Source organism: Hymenobacter perfusus, from assembly GCF_003944765.1.
GTDB lineage: Bacteria > Bacteroidota > Bacteroidia > Cytophagales > Hymenobacteraceae > Hymenobacter > Hymenobacter perfusus.
Genome location: NZ_RWIU01000002.1, coordinates 100,733 through 116,863, shown reverse-complemented (window position 1 = coordinate 116,863; position 16,131 = coordinate 100,733). Strand labels below are relative to the sequence as shown.

The window sequence follows — 16,131 nt, the reverse complement described above, 5'->3', positions numbered from 1 at the left end:
TAATATCCGCTATTATTAATCCTTCAATCCTTCGGTTTCTCTCCGTATGTCCTCCGTTTCTCTGCCTTCCGCACCTGTTGCCGCGCATCCTTCACTGCCTGCAGAGGCGGCGCACGCTACTTCGGCCTGCCTGAACTGCGGCCACCCCGTGCCCGACCGGTTCTGCGGGCGCTGCGGGCAGGATGCGCACCACACCCACCGCTTCACGATGGCCGACATGCCCCACGACGTGCTGCACAGCATCTGGCACGTTGATAAGGGCATTCTGTACACGCTGCGCACCATGATCCGGCGGCCCGGCCCTACCATCCGGGAGTACCTGGCCGGCAAGCGCGTCGACCATTTCCGGCCCCTGGCGCTGCTATTTTTCATCACCGGCGTCTACGCGCTGCTCTCGTCGGTGCTGCACATCAACATGCTGCCGCCCCGCGACCCGGCCATGCCTGAGGTGGCCTACCAGCTACAGGCGTCCTCCACTACCTTCTTCATGAAGTACCTGAGCTGGTTTTACGTGGCAACGGTGCCGGCCTGGGCCCTGGCGGCCCGCTTATTTCTGCGGCGTGGCGGCTACAATTACGCCGAGTGCCTCATTATTGCCGCCTTCATCACGGCCATCAATAACTTTATCACCCTGTTGCTGATGCCCGTCACGTACGTGTACAGCGGCACGCCCCAGATCCAGACATTCAGTTTCTACGCGATACTGCTGGTGATTGGGTACGCCTCGTGGGCCTACGGCAACCTGCTGCACCACACCGCTCTTGGCTGGCTGAGCCGCCTCTGGCGCGGCTTCCTGACCTTTATGCTGGGCTACCTTATGCTCAGCCTGGTGGGTGTCGTGGTAGTGTTTGCCCTGAATTGGTCCAGCATCAAGCAGTCGGTGAAGCAGCAGGCACGGGCCAAGCAGGAACAGCAGCGCACCACCACCGGTACCCGGCCGCCCCGGACCACCCCGCAGCCGCAGTAGCAGCTGCCGCTTCCTGAGTAGACACAAGTAAAAAGCCCGCCGCTGAACATCAGCGGCAGGCTTCTTTACTTGTGGGTTAAGCAGAAACCTACTGGCCCAGCACCATGGCAAACACCAGCGGAGCTACAATCGTAGCGTCCGATTCGATGATGAACTTAGGCGTGTCCTGGCCCAGCTTGCCCCAGGTGATTTTCTCGTTGGGCACGGCGCCGGAGTAGCTGCCGTAGCTGGTGGTGGAGTCGGAAATCTGGCAGAAGTAGCCCCACAGCGGCACCGAGGTGCGGCCCAGGTCCTGGTGCAGCATGGGCACCACGCAGATGGGGAAGTCGCCGGCAATGCCGCCGCCAATCTGGAAGAAGCCCACCGGGCTGGCTTCGGTGGCCTGCTCAGTGTACCAGCCGGCCAGGTAAATCATGTACTCGATGCCGGTACGCACGGTGTGGACGTTTTTGATGTCGCCCGAAATGACGTGACCCGCGAAGATGTTACCCAGCGTGCTGTCTTCCCAACCGGGGCAGATGATGGGCAGGTTTTTCTCGGCGGCGGCCAGCATCCAGCTGTCCTTGGGGTCAATCTGGTAGTACTGCTCCAGCTCCCCCGATTTGAGGATCTGGTAGAAGAACTCGTGGGGGAAATACTGCTCGCCGGCCTTGTCGGCCTTTTCCCAGAATTTCAGCACCGAGTGCTCCAGGCGGCGCATGGCCTCCTCCTCGGGGATGCAGGTGTCCGTCACGCGGTTCATGTGGCGCTCCAGCAGGGCCTGCTCGTCGGCGGGCGTCAGGTCGCGGTAGTTGGGCACCCGCTCGTAGAAGTCGTGGGCCACGAGGTTGAAGATATCCTCCTCCAGGTTGGCGCCCGTGCAGCTGATGATCTGGACTTTGTCCTGCCGAATCAGCTCGGCCAGCTGAATGCCCATTTCGGCGGTGCTCATGGCACCGGCCAGGGTAATCATCATCTTGCCGCCATCGGCCAGGTGCTTGTTGTAGCCCTCGGCGGCATCAATCAAAGCAGCGGCGTTGAAGTGGCGGTAGTGGTGCTTGAGGAAGTTGGTGATTTGCATGGGTAGGTATTTTATGTTGTTTCTATTGGCCGTCATGCTGAGCTTGTCGAAGCATCTCTACCGCAATGCTATCTGGTTACTTTGGCGGTAGAGATGCTTCGGCAAGCTCAGCATGACGTTCTTTTCCTGCTTTCTGACAACCTATACCGGCTCCTCAATCATGAGGTTGTGGTTGGTGTAGATGCAGATGTCGGCGGCGATGTGCAGGGCTTCTTCCACCATCTGACGGGCGGTGAGGTGGGGGGCGTGCTTCTTGAGGGCTAGGGCGGCGGCCTGGGCGTACATGGCCCCCGAGCCGATGGCAGCCACGTCGGAATCAGGCTCCAGCACGTCGCCGGTGCCGGCAATGATGAGCAGCTCGTCCTTATCGGCCACCACCATCATGGCTTCCAGCTTGCGCAGATACTGGTCTTTGCGCCATTCCTTGGCCAGCTCAATGGCGGCCCGGCGCAGCTGCCCGCCGTAGCCGTTCAGCTTCTCCTCAAACTTATCGAGCAGCATGAAGGCATCGGCGGTGGAACCGGCAAACCCGGTGACCACCTTGCCATCCTGGAGCTTGCGCACCTTGCGCACGTTGCTTTTGGCCACGTGCTTGTCCATGGTGGCCTGGCCGTCGGCCCCGAGGGCAATCTGGCCGTTGTGGCGCACGCCCAGCACGGTAGTGGAACGGATTCTCATGGCGAAATCAGAAAGTAGACGGGTGGGGTTTCAACAGGAAGCCGCAAAGCTACGGGAATCCGGCGGCAACGCCCAGCCCAAGCCGGACCTGTAGTCTCAGAGACAAAAGCTAAAAACCAGTTCCCCTCCTTTCCAAGGAGGGGCTAGGGGTGGTTGATGAGCGTCAGCACAGTTTTTAGATCTAATTCTAGTAACCGTCCAACGATTGTCAACCACCCCTAACCCCTCCTTTCCAAGGAGGGGAAGTAGTTTTTAGCTCTCAACTGCTCTTACTGCACCGCGGTGCGGGGGTCGGGTACGGGCTTCATTTCGTAGTTCTGCGGGGGCTCGGCCCCGGCCAAGTGCTGCACGAAGTAGTCCCAGCGGCGGCGCATCATGTAGGGGCCGTAGGCGCCGAAGCCGTGGCGGGCCTGTGGGAACACCACCAAGTCGTAGCTTTTGTTGGCTTTGGTGAGGGCGTCCACTACCAGCCAGGTGTTGTAGGGTGGCACGTTATCATCCATCAGGCCGTGGGCCAGCATGAGCTTGCCCTGCAGGTTTTTGGCGTAGAGGGCGTTGGCCTGGTTGTCGTAGTTGGTGGTACCGTCGGGGTTGGTTTTGAGCAGACCGATGTAGCGCTCCGCCCAGTCGTCCTCGTAGTTGCGGTTTTCGTGGTTGCCCGATTCGGAAATACCCACCTTGAAGAACTCGGGGTAGCGGAACAGGGCCGCCGCCGTGGCATACCCGCCGCCCGAGTGGCCCCAGATGCCTACCCGCTCCACATCCATATACGGGTACTTCTGGGCCAGCTGCTTGATGCCGCTCACCTGGTCCGACAGCGTGTTTTCGGCCATATTGCCGTAGCAGGCATCGTGGTAGCTCTTGGAGCGCAGCGGGTTGCAGCTGCCCTCAATCACCACCACCACAAAGCCCAGCTCGGCCAGGGCTTGGTGGTCGTTGCGGGCCGAAGCAAAGGCCCAGCTGCCCACGCCCCCACCCTGCGGGCCGGGGTAGATGTAGTCGATAACCGGATATTTTTTGCTGGCATCCAGCGAAGTAGGCGTAAACATGAGGCCGTACAGGTCCGTCTGGCCGTCGGCGGCTTTTACGGTGATGGGCGTGGGGGCCTTCCAGCCGGTGGCGGTTAGGCGGGAAATGTCGGTTTTCTCCAGCGTCGAGAGCAGCTTGCCGTCGACGGCGCGCAGCACCGTTTGGCCGGGCTTGTCGGGCTGGGAGTAGGTATCAATGAAGTACTGGCCCGAGGGCGAGAGGGTCACCTGGTGGTTGCCGGGCTCGGGGGTCAGCAGCTTCAGGTTTTTGCCATCCAGCCCGATGCGGTAGAGGTGGGTGAAGTAGGGGTTGCCCGGCTCCCGGCCATCGGCCAGGAAGTACAGCTCCCGCTTCTGCTCATCCACGCGCAGCAGCTTTGTTACTACCCAGTTGCCCTTGGTAATCTGGCGCTTCACCTTGCCGGTGCCGGCATCATACAGGTACAGGTGGCCCCAGTTGTCGCGCTCCGAGTACCAGATAATTTCCTTGCTGCGGGGCAGGTATCGCCAGTTAATAGCCCCCTGGCCCGACTCATACTGCGTAGCCACGGTTTCGGTAAACACGTCGCGCACGGTGCCGGTGGTGGCGTCGGCCAGGCGGAATTTCTCCTCCTTATGGTCGCGGGAAGTCGAGACGAAGGCCAGCTCCCGGGTGTCGGGGCTCCAGTCCACGTCGTCGAAGGTGCCGCTGCTGGAAATATCGTCGGAAAGGGTGCCGCGGTGTGGGTCGGGGGCCAACTGGAAGCGTACCACTCTGGCCGGGTTTACTTCGATGACCACGCGCTCAATCAGGGCAATGTCCTTGTCGCCGGGCAGGGGGTATTTCCAGCTTTCCAGCTTCGGATGGCCGATGTTGGTGCTCACCAGGTACATGCTGCCCACGTTGCGCTGGTCCTGGCGGAAGGTGGCAATCTTGCGCGAATCGGGCGACCAGCGCAGCACCGGTTTGTCGCTGTGGGTCCAGCCGGCGTTATCGGTGGCGTAGCCGTAGTCCCGGGTGCCGTCGGTAGTGAGCTGGGTGAGCTGGTTGGTGCTGGTATTGCGTACCCACAGGTTGTCCTCCTTGATGAAAGCGGCCAGCTTCCCGTCGGGCGACTCCACCTCGTTGTCGGCGTTGGCGCTGGGCTTCGTCGGGGCGGCGTCGGGCGTCAGCTGCCCGCTCAGCACATCATATTTCCAGGCTTTGCCAGCGGCAGCAAAAGCAATATTCTTTTCGTCAGGCGAGTACGTGAGGCCGCGGATGGGCAGGCGGCTGGCCTCGTAGGTTTTGCCACTGGCCGAGGACAGGGCGGCAGCTAGCCGGGCCTGGTCGAAGGCCACGGTGCGGGTTTTGCGGGCCGGATCTACCAGCACGTACTCGCTACCCCGGGCCGTGAGCACCCGGTACCAGAAACGGTCGTTGCTGAGCCAGGTGGGCTGGCCGGCGCTGCCATCTACCAAAGCCGAGGTGTTGTAGCCGAGAAAACGCTCGGCCCGGGCGTAATCCTGGGCCGTGAGAACGGGCCGTTGCTGGGCCGTGGCAGAAGCTGGAATCAGCCACACCGCCGCCGCAAAGGCCGCCAGATAGTTATGCATGAATCAATGAATAAGGAAGAGTGAGCAAGGAAGGCAGGGAAGTCCCGCGAGCAAAGAAGCGTAAGCAAGTACGGCAGAACCCGGAAATATTCTTTCCTGATTCTGCCGTACGCACTACGCATTACTACCTACTCACTACCAGCTACTCAGAACCGGGCCTGGAGCTTGGCAAAGTAGAAGCGGCCGTTCGAGCCCATCTGCACGGGGTCCCAGGCGCCGCCGGTTTCCGTGTTGTTGGGGTTGAAGAATGTGGGGTAACGGTTGAACAGGTTGGTGCTGCCCACCGAGAACTGCAGATGGTCGGTGAGGGCATAGCTCAGCGTTAGGTCGGTAGTGATGCGTGCGTCGTAGTTCATGTCGTTGCCGTCGAAATCCACCAGCCGCACCTTATCGAAGCGCACGAACCGCAGCAGCGTGCTGAAGCGGCCCACTTGGTAATCGAAGGTGAGGTTGATTTTGGAAGGCGGGGCCGAGGCCTTCACGAAGGCCTGCTCCCGGGGCCCAAAGAAGTCATCCTCCCGGCCCGCCAGCCGCCCGGAGGTCCGCACCCGGTCAATTTTGAGCTGGTTGATGTTGGCCGCCACCGACGAGTTCAGCCGGCCTTCTCCCAGCTTGGCCGTATGGTTCAGCACCACATCCAAGCCCAACGAGCGGGTATCCACGGCGTTAGCGAAGAACTGGGCCTGCCCCACCCCTGCTGCCTCCAGATCAGCCCCAATAACCGGGTCCAGGATGGTATTGTCGTCGTCGTTGGGGTCAGGGTTGCGGGCCTTGAAGGGACTAGTGAGCACCACACGGTCTTTTACCTTGATGTAGTAACCGTCCACAGTCAGGCTCAACGAGGAGCCGATGCGGCTGGTGAGACCCAGATTAGCGCTGTTGGAGGTTTCCTGCTTTAGTGCCGGGATGCCCAATTTCCGCGTGATGGGGTTATTGTTGCGCCCCAGCAGCACCTCTGTCGGCTGGCCTTTGATGAAGTTGGTGAAGGTGGAGTTGAAGTTGATCTGGGCCAGAGAGGGCGCCCGGAAACCGGTGCTGTACGTGCCGCGCAGCGTGAGAAACTCCGTGAGGTTGTAGCGGGTAGAGGCTTTGTAGTTGAGCGTGCTGCCAAAGTCGGTGTAATGCTCGTAGCGCAGCGCGGCGGCCAGCAGCCACTGCGGTGTCACGCTCAGCTCGGCATCCACGTAGGCCCCCACGTTGTCCCGGTCGGCCTTGATGACGTCGCTTGGCTGGTAGCCCGGGAAGCCCTGCGAGCCGCCCAATAGGTTGGGGTCGTAGTTGCGGTAGGAGGCTTCCTCGCCGGCAAACAGCGAGTACCACTCCCGCCGGAACTCGGCCCCGGCGGCCACGTTCAGGCCATTGAGTACGGTTTTGTAGTTCCGCGTAAGGCCCAGGCTCACCACGTCCTGCTGCAGCTGGAAGCCCCCGGCGTTGAACGATGTGGGCGAAGCAGCCCCCAGGGAAGCGTTCAGGGAGTTCTTCACCCCGTACTCGAAGCGGTTGGAGCCGAAGTTGTTGCTCAGGTCCAGGTCCCACTCGCCCAGCTTGGTGCGCAGGCCCACTACCGCCGAAGCGTCCCAGATGTCACTGCTGATGATGGGGTCGAAGCCGTTGGGGTAGATGGCGGGCACGTTCCGGTCGTCGTCGGCGAAGCGCGTCCAGGCGTAGGCATCACCTTTGCGCTTGTTGGCGCCCCCAAACACGTAGATGTGGCTGCGCTCCGAAAGGGCGAATTTGGAGTTGAGGTAGGCCGACAGGTTCTGCACCTTGGGGTCGCCATACTCGCGGCGGGCAAGGCCGTCGGGGGCGGGCACGTTGGCGCGCTGGGTGTGCTGGCGCTGGTTGAGGTCGAGGGTGACATTCACGAAGCTGCCCCGCTCGCCCAGCCCCACGCCATAGTTCACGTTGGCGTTGAGGTTACCGCCATCAAATTTCTGGTCGTCGCGACGGTAGCTGGCGTCGTAGGCCCCGTAGTTGGCGCTGGCGGTCAGCTCGTTCACGGAGCTTTTCAGCACGATGTTAATTACGCCGGCAATGGCATCGGAACCGTACTGGGCCGCCGCGCCGTCGCGCAGAATCTCAATCCGCTCGATGCTGGCGGCGGGCAGCACGTTCAGGTCGGTACCAGTATTGCCGCGCCCCCGGGAGCCGAACAGGTTCACCAGCGCCGACTGGTGTTGGCGCTTGCCGTTCACCAGCACCAGCGTCTGGTCGGGGCCGAGGCCGCGCAACGAGGCCGGGTCTACGTGGTCGGCCCCGTCGGAGCCGGTCTGGCGGTTGGAGTTGAACGAGGGCGCCACAAATTGCAGCAGCTGGTTCACATCGAGCTGACCAGTTTTGGTAGTTACCTCCCGCAGGTCGATAATGTCCACCGGCGAGGGCGAATCAGTAACGGAGCGGTTCTGGCTGCGCGAGCCCACTACCTGCACGTCGCCGAGGCTGGTGGAGGAGTCCGTCAGGCGCACGCTCACCTCACCGCCGGTGGCGGCCACCTCCTGCGCACCGTAGCCAATGGAGCTGATCTGCAGACGGGCGTTGGCCGAGCGGGTTTTGAGGGTGAAGCGGCCCGCGTTGTCGGTGGCGGTGCCGTTGTTGGTGCCTTTTTCCACCACCGTCGCCCCGATAACGGGCTTCCCGGCACTGTCCAGCACTTGGCCGGTGAGAGTCTGGCCTTGTCCGAAGGCCGTAGTTACACTTGCGACGCACAGCGTCAGAGCCAATAGAGGCTGCTTCATATAGTCTGCTGATTGGTGAACATACACAAACCGCAGAGTCGCCGGCGCAAGCTCCGCTGCTGGTAAGTATAGGGGATTTGGAATGATTTAGCACGATGGACAGCCCAAACGCGCTTTTCACTAAAGCAACCAGGCCGGGCCCGACAACTTGCCACCGCCAGACCGACCAACAAAAAAGCCAGCCCCCGGCAAGGGACTGGCTTCAGTATGTACGCTAACGTCAGGCTCAGATGAGCATGCGCATGGGGTCTTCCAGCAGGGCTTTCAGCGTCTGGAGGAAGGCGGCACCAGTAGCGCCGTCCACCACGCGGTGGTCGCAGCTCAGGGTCACCTTCATCACGTTGCCGATAGCCAGCTGACCGTCTTTTACCACGGCCGTCTGCTTGATGCCGCCCACGGCCAGGATGCAGGCATCCGGCGGGTTGATGATGGCGGTGAATTCCTCAATGCCGAACATACCCAGGTTGCTGATGGTGAAGGTGCTGCCTTCCCACTCGGCGGGTTGGAGCTTCTTGCTCTTGGCTTTGCCGGCCAGCTCTTTCACTTCGGTAGCAATGGCCGAAAGACCCTTGCCATCGGCGTTGCGCACCACGGGCACCAGCAGCCCTTCGTCCACGGCCACAGCTACCCCGATGTTAACCACCTTGTTCTGGCGGATTTTGTCGCCGAGCCAGGAGGAGTTAACGGCCGGGTGTTGCTTGAGGGCCACGGCGGCAGCCTTGATAACCAAATCGTTGAAACTGAGCTTCACCGGCGACAGGGTGTTGAGCTGGGTGCGCACGTCCATGGCTTTGTCCATCAGAATTTCCATCGTCAGATAGAAATGCGGGGCCGTGAACAGGCTTTCGGAGAGGCGACGGGCAATAACCTTGCGCATCTGCGACACGGGCGTGTCGGTGTAGGTGCCATCGGCGGGCTGAGCGGCGGGAGCCGGAGCCGGAGCAGCAGCCGGGGCCGAAGCGGGAGCAGCCGCAGCAGCCTGCGGAGCCGGGGCGGCAGCGGGCTGGGCAGCCGGAGCGGCCGGAGCAGCCTCTAGGTCGCGGGACACAATACGGCCGTTTTCACCCGAGCCTTTGATGGTGTTCAGATCGATGCCTTTGTCTTTGGCAATATTCTTAGCCAGTGGGGAGGCGAAGATACGGCCACCGTTCTGGGCCGGAGCTTCGGCTGGAGCCGGGGCAGCAGCAACTTCCGGAGCGGGTGCCGAGGTGGTGGCAGCGGCCGGGGCCGCTTCGGCGGCTACCGGGGCCGCGCTACCGCCTGACTGACCACCGAGCAGGGCCTGCACGTCGGCACCTTCTTCGCCAATAATAGCCAGGACGCCATCTACCGCTACCGCTTCCCCTTCTTTGGGACCGATGTAGAGCAGGGTGCCGTCCTCATAGTTATCCAGCTCCATGGTGGCCTTATCGGTTTCCACTTCCGCCAGAATGTCCCCGGATTTTACTTTGTCGCCTACTTTTTTGAGCCAGGCGGCAATGGTGCCTTCCGTCATCGTGTCGCTCATTTTGGGCATCCGGATGACGGTAGCTTTCTTGCCATTGCCAGCCGGTGCAGCTGCGGAAGCAGCCGGGGCCGCCGGAGCCGCTTCTGCTTTAGGCGCTTCCGGGGCAGGCGCGGGGGCCGGGGCAGGAGCTGCTTCGGCTTTGGGAGCTTCGGCGGCCGGAGCGGGTGCGGGGGCCGCACCACCGCCATTCAGCAGGGCCGAAATATCTTCACCTTCCTTGCCTACAATAGCCAGCAAACCGTCAACGGGCACCGATTCGCCTTCTTTCGGGCCGATGTGGAGCAGGGTGCCGTCCTCGTAGTTTTCGAGCTCCATCGTGGCTTTGTCGGTTTCTACCTCCGCCAGAATGTCCCCGGATTTTACTTTGTCGCCTACTTTTTTGAGCCACGAAGCAATGACCCCATCGGTCATTGTGTCGCTCATCTTGGGCATTTTTATGAGTTCGGCCATCGGTATCGTCGTTGGGTTGAGTGGGTCAAAATTAGCCCGAAATTTCGGGGCTGCAAACGAAAGCCGTTCTTCGCAAACGGCCGTTAAAACAGCGAATTTTCGCCTGAGTAAGTCCCCACTGGTCAGGAGTTTTATCAGCGGCGGCTGATCTGGCCCTTCATACAGAATTCCGGACCCCGGCTGTTATGCGGCCTGCCGGTTCATTAACGACGGCACACAACCTGCTTCACATCGTTTCCTGCAGGTGCCGCACGTCCAGAAAACTACGCACCGTGAACATCGAGCCGGTATAATCGAGCTGGTAGAGGCAGAGGTTGTGGTGCTCGAAGCTGTCCATCTGGCTGAGCGGGTAGCCCAGCAGCTGGCAGAGCAACACCCGCATGGCCCGGCCGTGCATGCACACCAGCACGGTTTCCTCGTGGGGTCGACTGATAATCAAGTCGATGACCGGGCGCTGGCGAGCGGCTACTTCCTCGGGGCTTTCCCCGCCCTGCAGGCGGGAAGCAGTGCGGCCCGCGCGCCAGTCCTGCAGCACGGTGTGGTATTCCTCATCTTCCTCGGGCGTAATGCGCGTGCCTTCGCGGGTGCCCCAGCTGATTTCGTTGAGGCCGGCGTGCTGCTCGTGGGGCAGGCCCAATTCCAGAAACCCCCGCACCGACTGGTGGGTGCGCTGTAGGTTGGAAGTGTACACCTTATCGAAGGCAATGTGGCGGTAGGCCGCAAAAAAGCGGGCCGCCTGTCGGTGGCCGGCCTCGTTCAGCGAAGAATCGACGCCGCTGCCCTGCACAATGCCGCGCACGTTGAAATCCGTCTGCCCGTGGCGAATGAGGTAGATTTTTTTGACGCCCATTTCCCGCTGTTTTTGCTGATTACGTTGTTAAAGTACGGTCTTTTCCCCTATCCGGATGCTCCGGTTCTGCCACCTGCCGCCAACAACCTGCGGCTGGCACCGTACCTTTTCGCCCCGATTTGGTTGTATACCATTCGTATTCCTGACCTTTTATCAGGCCACCGGCTTCTCCCCTGCCGGCCGGTGCCGCCGTACTTTTCGCCCCCCATGACGCTGGAGCAAATCAATCATTGGGTGAGTAAGCGCCCGACCCTGGCCGACGCTCTCGGCATTGAACTCACCGCCCTCACCGACGAGTATCTGGAAGGCCGCATGCCCGTGGACGGGCGCACGCACCAACCCATGGGCCTGCTGCACGGCGGGGCTTCGGTAGCGTTGGCCGAAACCCTGGGCAGCGTGGGCGCGGCCACCAAAATAGACCCCACCAAACAAGCCTGCGTGGGCCTCGAAATCAACGCCAACCACCTGAAAGGCGTGCGCGACGGCCACGTTATCGGGCGGGCCGTGCCGCTGCACATAGGCCGCAGCACGCAGGTCTGGGAAATCCGGATTACCCACGAGGAAACCGGCGCGCTGGTCTGCATCAGCCGCATTACCATGGCCGTCATCGACCTGCCCCAGACCAAGCCCCAGGCATGAGCAGCCTCCAGCGCATTCCCTGGAACCCGGCGCTGAGTACCACTGAGCGGCGGCGGCAGCTGGTGGCCCTGGCCCTGACCAGCGGCCGGCCGGTGGCGCTGTGGCGGCTGCCCAACGCTGAGCACGCGCGCCTCTGCCTCTCGTTGAAGGTGGATGGGGCCTACGTAGGGTTGCCGCCGGCCCTGGAACCGACGGCCCCGGCCGGTTTCGCCTTTTTTCCCTTCCGCGACTCCGACCACAACCCGCCGCTGTTTCTGCCCGCCGACCTGTTCTTTGACCTGGGCCGGCCCGATGAAATTCAGGTGAGCCCGGTGGCAGCGGCCCGCCTCCCGGAGTTGCGGCAGCGCTTCACGGCCCTGCCCACCGCTGCCGGGCTGCCCTGGCACGTTAGCGCGCAGCCGGTACCGGCCACGGCTACCCAGCTGGAGTACGAGGCGCTGGTGGCGGCCGGCGTGACGGCCATTGAGGCGGGTACCGTTCAAAAAGTAGTATCGAGCCGGGCCGTGCGGCGGCTGTTACCGGCGGGTTTCGATGCGCTGGCCGCGTTTGATGAGTTGCAGGAGCGGTACCCCAATGCCTTTGTATCGTTGGTGAGTGCGCCGGGCGCGGGCACCTGGCTGGGGGCCACGCCCGAGGTACTGGCGGAAATCGACGAGCAGCACGTATTCCGGACAATGGCGCTGGCCGGCACCCAGCCTCTGCTGCCCGGCATGAAGCCCGCCACCGCCCGCTGGGCCCATAAAGACCTGGAGGAACACGCCATGGTAGCCCGCTACATTGTAAACTGCTTCAAGCAGCTGCGACTACGCGAGTATGATGAGCGGGGGCCGCGCACCGTAACGGCCGGCCAGCTGCTGCACCTGCGCACCGATTTCGCCGTGCATCTGCGGGAAGTCCCGTTCCCCTCCCTCGGCACCGACATGCTCCGGCTGCTGCACCCCACGCCGGCCGTGGGCGGCGTGCCCAAGCAGCCGGCCCTGGAGTTTCTGCGCCGGCATGAGGGCTACGACCGGGCCTACTACGCCGGGTTTCTGGGTCCCGTGAACCTGCCCGACGCCGGCCAGTCGCGCCTGTACGTGAACCTGCGCTGCCTGCAGCTGCGGCCCCAGGAAGCCATCCTTTATGCCGGCACCGGCCTCACCGCCGACTCGGAACCCGCCCGCGAGTGGCAGGAAACCGAGCTGAAGCTGCGCACGGTTGGAGCCATTCTGGGAGAGTCAGCTAAGGTTTCCATTTAACCCAATCAATAGTACTCATTCATTCATTCATTCATTCCGCCATGGCTACTGCCCTTCACCACCAGCTCGAAACCTACGTCACCCGTACTAATTTTCCGGCGGAAGGCTGGGACGCGCGGGGGCTGCGCCCTTCCGATGCGGATGTCCAGGAGGAAATGCAGGGCGCTGTTACCGGTTTCGTGCGGCATCTGCAGGCGGCGCTATCCACAGCCAAACCGGGCAGCCCGGAGTTGACGGCGGCGGCGCAGTCGTACCTGGAGGAGTGGGATACGGATGACTTTGATACTGAGGAGCGGGATTTCCTGTACGATGTAGCCGGCAACATCATGCGCGAAGTCGGGGTGAATCCTGAAGACATTCAACTCTAACTTCCCGCTGCCGGCCCCTCCCCTTCAGCCGTTCCAACGTATCCGGCTTTGGCTTCGTGCTCCTTTCTCCCCTATGGCCTCTCTCCAAGCTGTTCACAATATCCCCGAAATCTGCGCCCAGCTGGGCATTACCGACGTGGTACTCTCGCCGGGCTCCCGCTGCGCGCCCCTCACCATTGCCTTTGCCCGCCACCCGGCCATTACGGTGCGCACCGTGCCCGATGAGCGCGCGGCGGCTTTCATTGGCCTGGGACTGGCCCAGACCCAGCGCCGAGCGGTGGCGCTGGTGTGCACCTCCGGTACGGCCGGGCTGAACTATGCCCCGGCCGTAGCAGAAGCCTATTTTCAGCAGATTCCGCTGGTAGTTTTCACGGCCGACCGCCCTCCGGAGTGGATCGACCAGCTCGATGGCCAGACCATCCGGCAGGCTGATTTGTACGGGGCCCACGCCAAAGGCTCGTTCACCTTCCCCACCGATACCTCCCACCCCGATGCGCAGTGGCACGCTACGCGGCTGGTGTCGGAAGCCGTTGGACTGGCCGAGCAATTTCCGGCCGGACCCGTGCAAGTAAACGTACCGCTGCGGGAGCCTTTCTACCCCAAGCAGGGCGAGGAGCTGCAGTTTGGCCCGGTGCGCGTAACCCGGGAGCTACCCGGCCGCCCCCAGCTGTCGGCCGCCGTTCTGCAGGAGTTGCAGGATGCCATCCGCAGCACCAGCCGGGTGCTGGTGGTGGCGGGCCAGCACCACTACGATGCGGCTTTGCTACTGGCGGTGCGCCGGTTTGCCGCCGCCTACCAAGTGCCGGTGGTGAGCGACCTGATTGCCAACCTGCACCTGCCCGCCGCCGCCAGCTACGACCAGCGCAACCGCCCCCTGGGCCGCCAGGATGTGTTTATGGCCGTGCCGGAGCCGGGCCTGAAAGAAGCCCTGAAGCCGGAGTTGCTCATCACTTTCGGCCAGTCGTTGATTTCCAAAGCCCTGAAGCTCTACCTGCGCAATGCTCAGCCAGCCCAGCACTGGCACATTCAGGCCGCCGGCGCCGTAGCCGATACGTTTCAGTCCCTGACCAAGATTGTGCGGATGGAACCGGCTGGTTTCTTTGACGAGTTGAGCGTGGGTGCGCCTACCTCTACTTCACAACTAATTGCTGGTTCGATTCCAGTTGGTCCCACAGATTCCGTGGAGCCGCAGGGATTCGAACCCTTCGAGCCATCCATTATTGCCCGGGCGGATGCTACCCGCGTAGCATCCGGTACGCCCCGCCTGACTTGGCCCAGCACCGCCCAGCTTACCAATACCGAAGCTACGGCAAAAGCCGCTTACCTCAAGCCCTGGCTGGCCGCTGAAAACTGGGCTAACGGGTTTCTGCAGGAGTTTATGCAGCAGCCCACGCAGCCCTTCAACGAGTTTACGGCCATTTACCAGGCGTTGCAGCACCTGCCCGATGGCGCGGCCCTGCACCTGGCCAACAGCATGGCCGTGCGCTACGCCAACATTCTGGGCGTGCCAGCCGGCCGCACGGTAGAAGTGTTTGCCAACCGGGGCACCAGCGGCATTGATGGCTGCACCAGCACGGCCGTGGGCGCGGCCCTGGCCCGCCCCGAACGGCCCGTGGTGTTGCTTACCGGCGACGTGGCTTTTTTCTATGACCGCAACGCTTTCTGGCACAACTACCCCACGCCCAACCTGCGCGTGGTGCTGCTCAACAACCACGCCGGCGGCATTTTCCGGCTGATTGACGGGCCGCGCCAGCAGCCGGAGCTGGAGGAGTTCTTCGAGACGCGGCAGCCGCTGCGCGCCGAGAATACGGCCCGGGATTTTGGGCTGCGCTACTTCGCTGTTTCCACATTTGCTGAACTAGAGTCGGCGCTACCGGTTTTCTTTGCAGCCGAAACCGGCGCGGCGCTGCTGGAAATCACCACCGACAGCCCCACCAACGCCGAATTCTTTGAACACTACCGGGCCCTGGTCCGCACTTCTTTTTCACACTAGCCCACCGCGCCTTCTGCGAAAACACTGCGCCCTCTGCGGGCTATGTCGTTGTTACGTCTTTTAGCCCGCAGAGGGCGCAGTGTTTTCGCAGAAGGCGCAGAAACCCGTTCATTCTATGTCAGACCAACTTACCTGGACTCCGATTAAGGAGTTCCGCGAAATCCTCTTCACCCAGCACGGCGGCATCGCCAAAATCAGCATCAACCGCCCGCAGGTGCACAACGCCTTCACGCCCCTCACGGTGCAGGAGATGATTGAGGCCATGCGCATCTGCCAGGACCGCACCGACATCGGCGTTATCATCCTCACCGGTGAGGGTGGTAAGGCGTTCTGCTCGGGCGGCGACCAGAGCGTACGCGGCCACGGCGGCTACGTGGGCGAGGACACCGTGCCCCGCCTGAACGTGCTGGAGCTCCAGAAAATCATCCGCTCCATCCCGAAGCCGGTGGTAGCCATGGTGGCCGGTTGGGCCATCGGGGGCGGCCACGTGCTACACGTAGTCTGCGACCTGAGCATTGCCGCCGATAACGCCCGCTTCGGCCAGACCGGCCCGAATGTGGGTTCGTTTGATGGCGGCTTCGGCGCTTCTTACCTCGCTCGCGTAGTGGGCCAGAAGAAGGCCCGCGAAATCTGGTTCCTCTGCGACCAGTACGATGCGCAGGAAGCCCTCGATATGGGCCTCGTGAACAAAGTAGTGCCGCTGGACAAGCTGGAAGAAACCACCGTGGCCTGGTGCCACAAAATCCTGCAGAAAAGCCCGCTGGCGCTGCGCATGCTCAAATCCAGCTTCAATGCCGAACTCGACGGACAGGCCGGGATTCAGGAGCTGGCCGGCAACGCCACGCTGCTCTATTACCTCTCGGAGGAAGCCAAAGAGGGCCGTAACGCCTTCGTGGAGAAGCGCCAGCCCGACTTCTCGAAGTATCCCAAGTTCCCGTAACGCTACGGCTGCATTTTGATAATGAAAACAGCCCGCTCCGGCTTTGGGGCGGGCTGTTTTGCGTACGGTGGGTTGTTCGTTTGGTCTTACCTTGCGGCCGGAT

12 protein-coding genes are annotated in these 16,131 nt (G+C 62.2%); 6 read left to right on the top strand and 6 right to left on the bottom strand.

From position 1 onward, the window contains the following. The first annotated feature begins 46 nt into the window (after window positions 1-46). Window positions 47-967 carry a DUF3667 domain-containing protein gene (locus tag EI293_RS06670; protein ID WP_125436383.1) on the top strand — a complete coding sequence of 307 codons (921 nt, stop codon included), beginning with the start codon at window positions 47-49 and terminating at the stop codon, window positions 965-967. Between the two features lie 88 nt (window positions 968-1,055). Here the strand turns inward: EI293_RS06670 and EI293_RS06665 are convergent, their stop codons facing one another. The 6 genes from EI293_RS06665 to EI293_RS06640 form a co-directional block, all read right to left on the bottom strand. Continuing rightward, the gene (locus tag EI293_RS06665; RefSeq protein ID WP_044002654.1) at window positions 1,056-2,027 is read right to left on the bottom strand and encodes a deoxyhypusine synthase family protein; all 972 of its coding nucleotides are present in this window, start codon (window positions 2,025-2,027) and stop codon (window positions 1,056-1,058) included. A gap of 141 nt (window positions 2,028-2,168) precedes the next feature. Further along, entirely contained in the window at window positions 2,169-2,705 is a 537-nt protein-coding gene (gene hslV / locus EI293_RS06660) for an ATP-dependent protease subunit HslV (protein WP_125436382.1), read from the bottom strand. A 269-nt stretch (window positions 2,706-2,974) separates the two neighbouring features. Continuing rightward, window positions 2,975-5,308, bottom strand: a complete 2,334-nt coding sequence (locus EI293_RS06655; protein ID WP_125436381.1) for a S9 family peptidase — start codon at window positions 5,306-5,308, stop codon at window positions 2,975-2,977. 146 nt (window positions 5,309-5,454) lie between these two features. Next, complete coding sequence (locus EI293_RS06650; RefSeq protein ID WP_125436380.1) at window positions 5,455-8,043, bottom strand: TonB-dependent receptor; 2,589 nt, start codon at window positions 8,041-8,043, stop codon at window positions 5,455-5,457. A 226-nt stretch (window positions 8,044-8,269) separates the two neighbouring features. Then, window positions 8,270-10,000 carry a pyruvate dehydrogenase complex dihydrolipoamide acetyltransferase gene (locus EI293_RS06645; RefSeq protein WP_125436379.1) on the bottom strand — a complete coding sequence of 577 codons (1,731 nt, stop codon included), beginning with the start codon at window positions 9,998-10,000 and terminating at the stop codon, window positions 8,270-8,272. 226 nt (window positions 10,001-10,226) lie between these two features. Continuing rightward, the gene (locus EI293_RS06640; RefSeq protein ID WP_125436378.1) at window positions 10,227-10,850 is read right to left on the bottom strand and encodes a histidine phosphatase family protein; all 624 of its coding nucleotides are present in this window, start codon (window positions 10,848-10,850) and stop codon (window positions 10,227-10,229) included. Window positions 10,851-11,057: 207 nt separating this feature from the next. On the opposite strand from EI293_RS06640, the gene EI293_RS06635 reads away from it, so the two are divergent. The 5 genes from EI293_RS06635 to menB all read left to right on the top strand — a co-directional run bounded on the left by EI293_RS06635 (window position 11,058) and on the right by menB (window position 16,028). Beyond that, window positions 11,058-11,489 (top strand): hotdog fold thioesterase, encoded by a 432-nt coding sequence (locus tag EI293_RS06635; RefSeq protein WP_125436377.1) that lies wholly within the window; start codon window positions 11,058-11,060, stop codon window positions 11,487-11,489. Beyond that, on the top strand, window positions 11,486-12,727 hold the full coding sequence (locus tag EI293_RS06630; protein ID WP_125436376.1) for a chorismate-binding protein: 1,242 nt from the start codon (window positions 11,486-11,488) through the stop codon (window positions 12,725-12,727). Before EI293_RS06635 ends, EI293_RS06630 begins: the two co-directional genes overlap by 4 nt. Before the next feature lie 41 nt (window positions 12,728-12,768). Continuing rightward, window positions 12,769-13,095, top strand: coding sequence for a hypothetical protein (locus EI293_RS06625; RefSeq protein ID WP_125436375.1), 327 nt, complete (start codon window positions 12,769-12,771; stop codon window positions 13,093-13,095). A gap of 73 nt (window positions 13,096-13,168) precedes the next feature. Then, window positions 13,169-15,088 carry a 2-succinyl-5-enolpyruvyl-6-hydroxy-3-cyclohexene-1-carboxylic-acid synthase gene (gene menD / locus EI293_RS06620; protein ID WP_125436374.1) on the top strand — a complete coding sequence of 640 codons (1,920 nt, stop codon included), beginning with the start codon at window positions 13,169-13,171 and terminating at the stop codon, window positions 15,086-15,088. A 115-nt stretch (window positions 15,089-15,203) separates the two neighbouring features. Further along, window positions 15,204-16,028 carry a 1,4-dihydroxy-2-naphthoyl-CoA synthase gene (gene menB, locus EI293_RS06615; RefSeq protein WP_125436373.1) on the top strand — a complete coding sequence of 275 codons (825 nt, stop codon included), beginning with the start codon at window positions 15,204-15,206 and terminating at the stop codon, window positions 16,026-16,028. The last annotated feature ends 103 nt before the right edge of the window (window positions 16,029-16,131 follow it).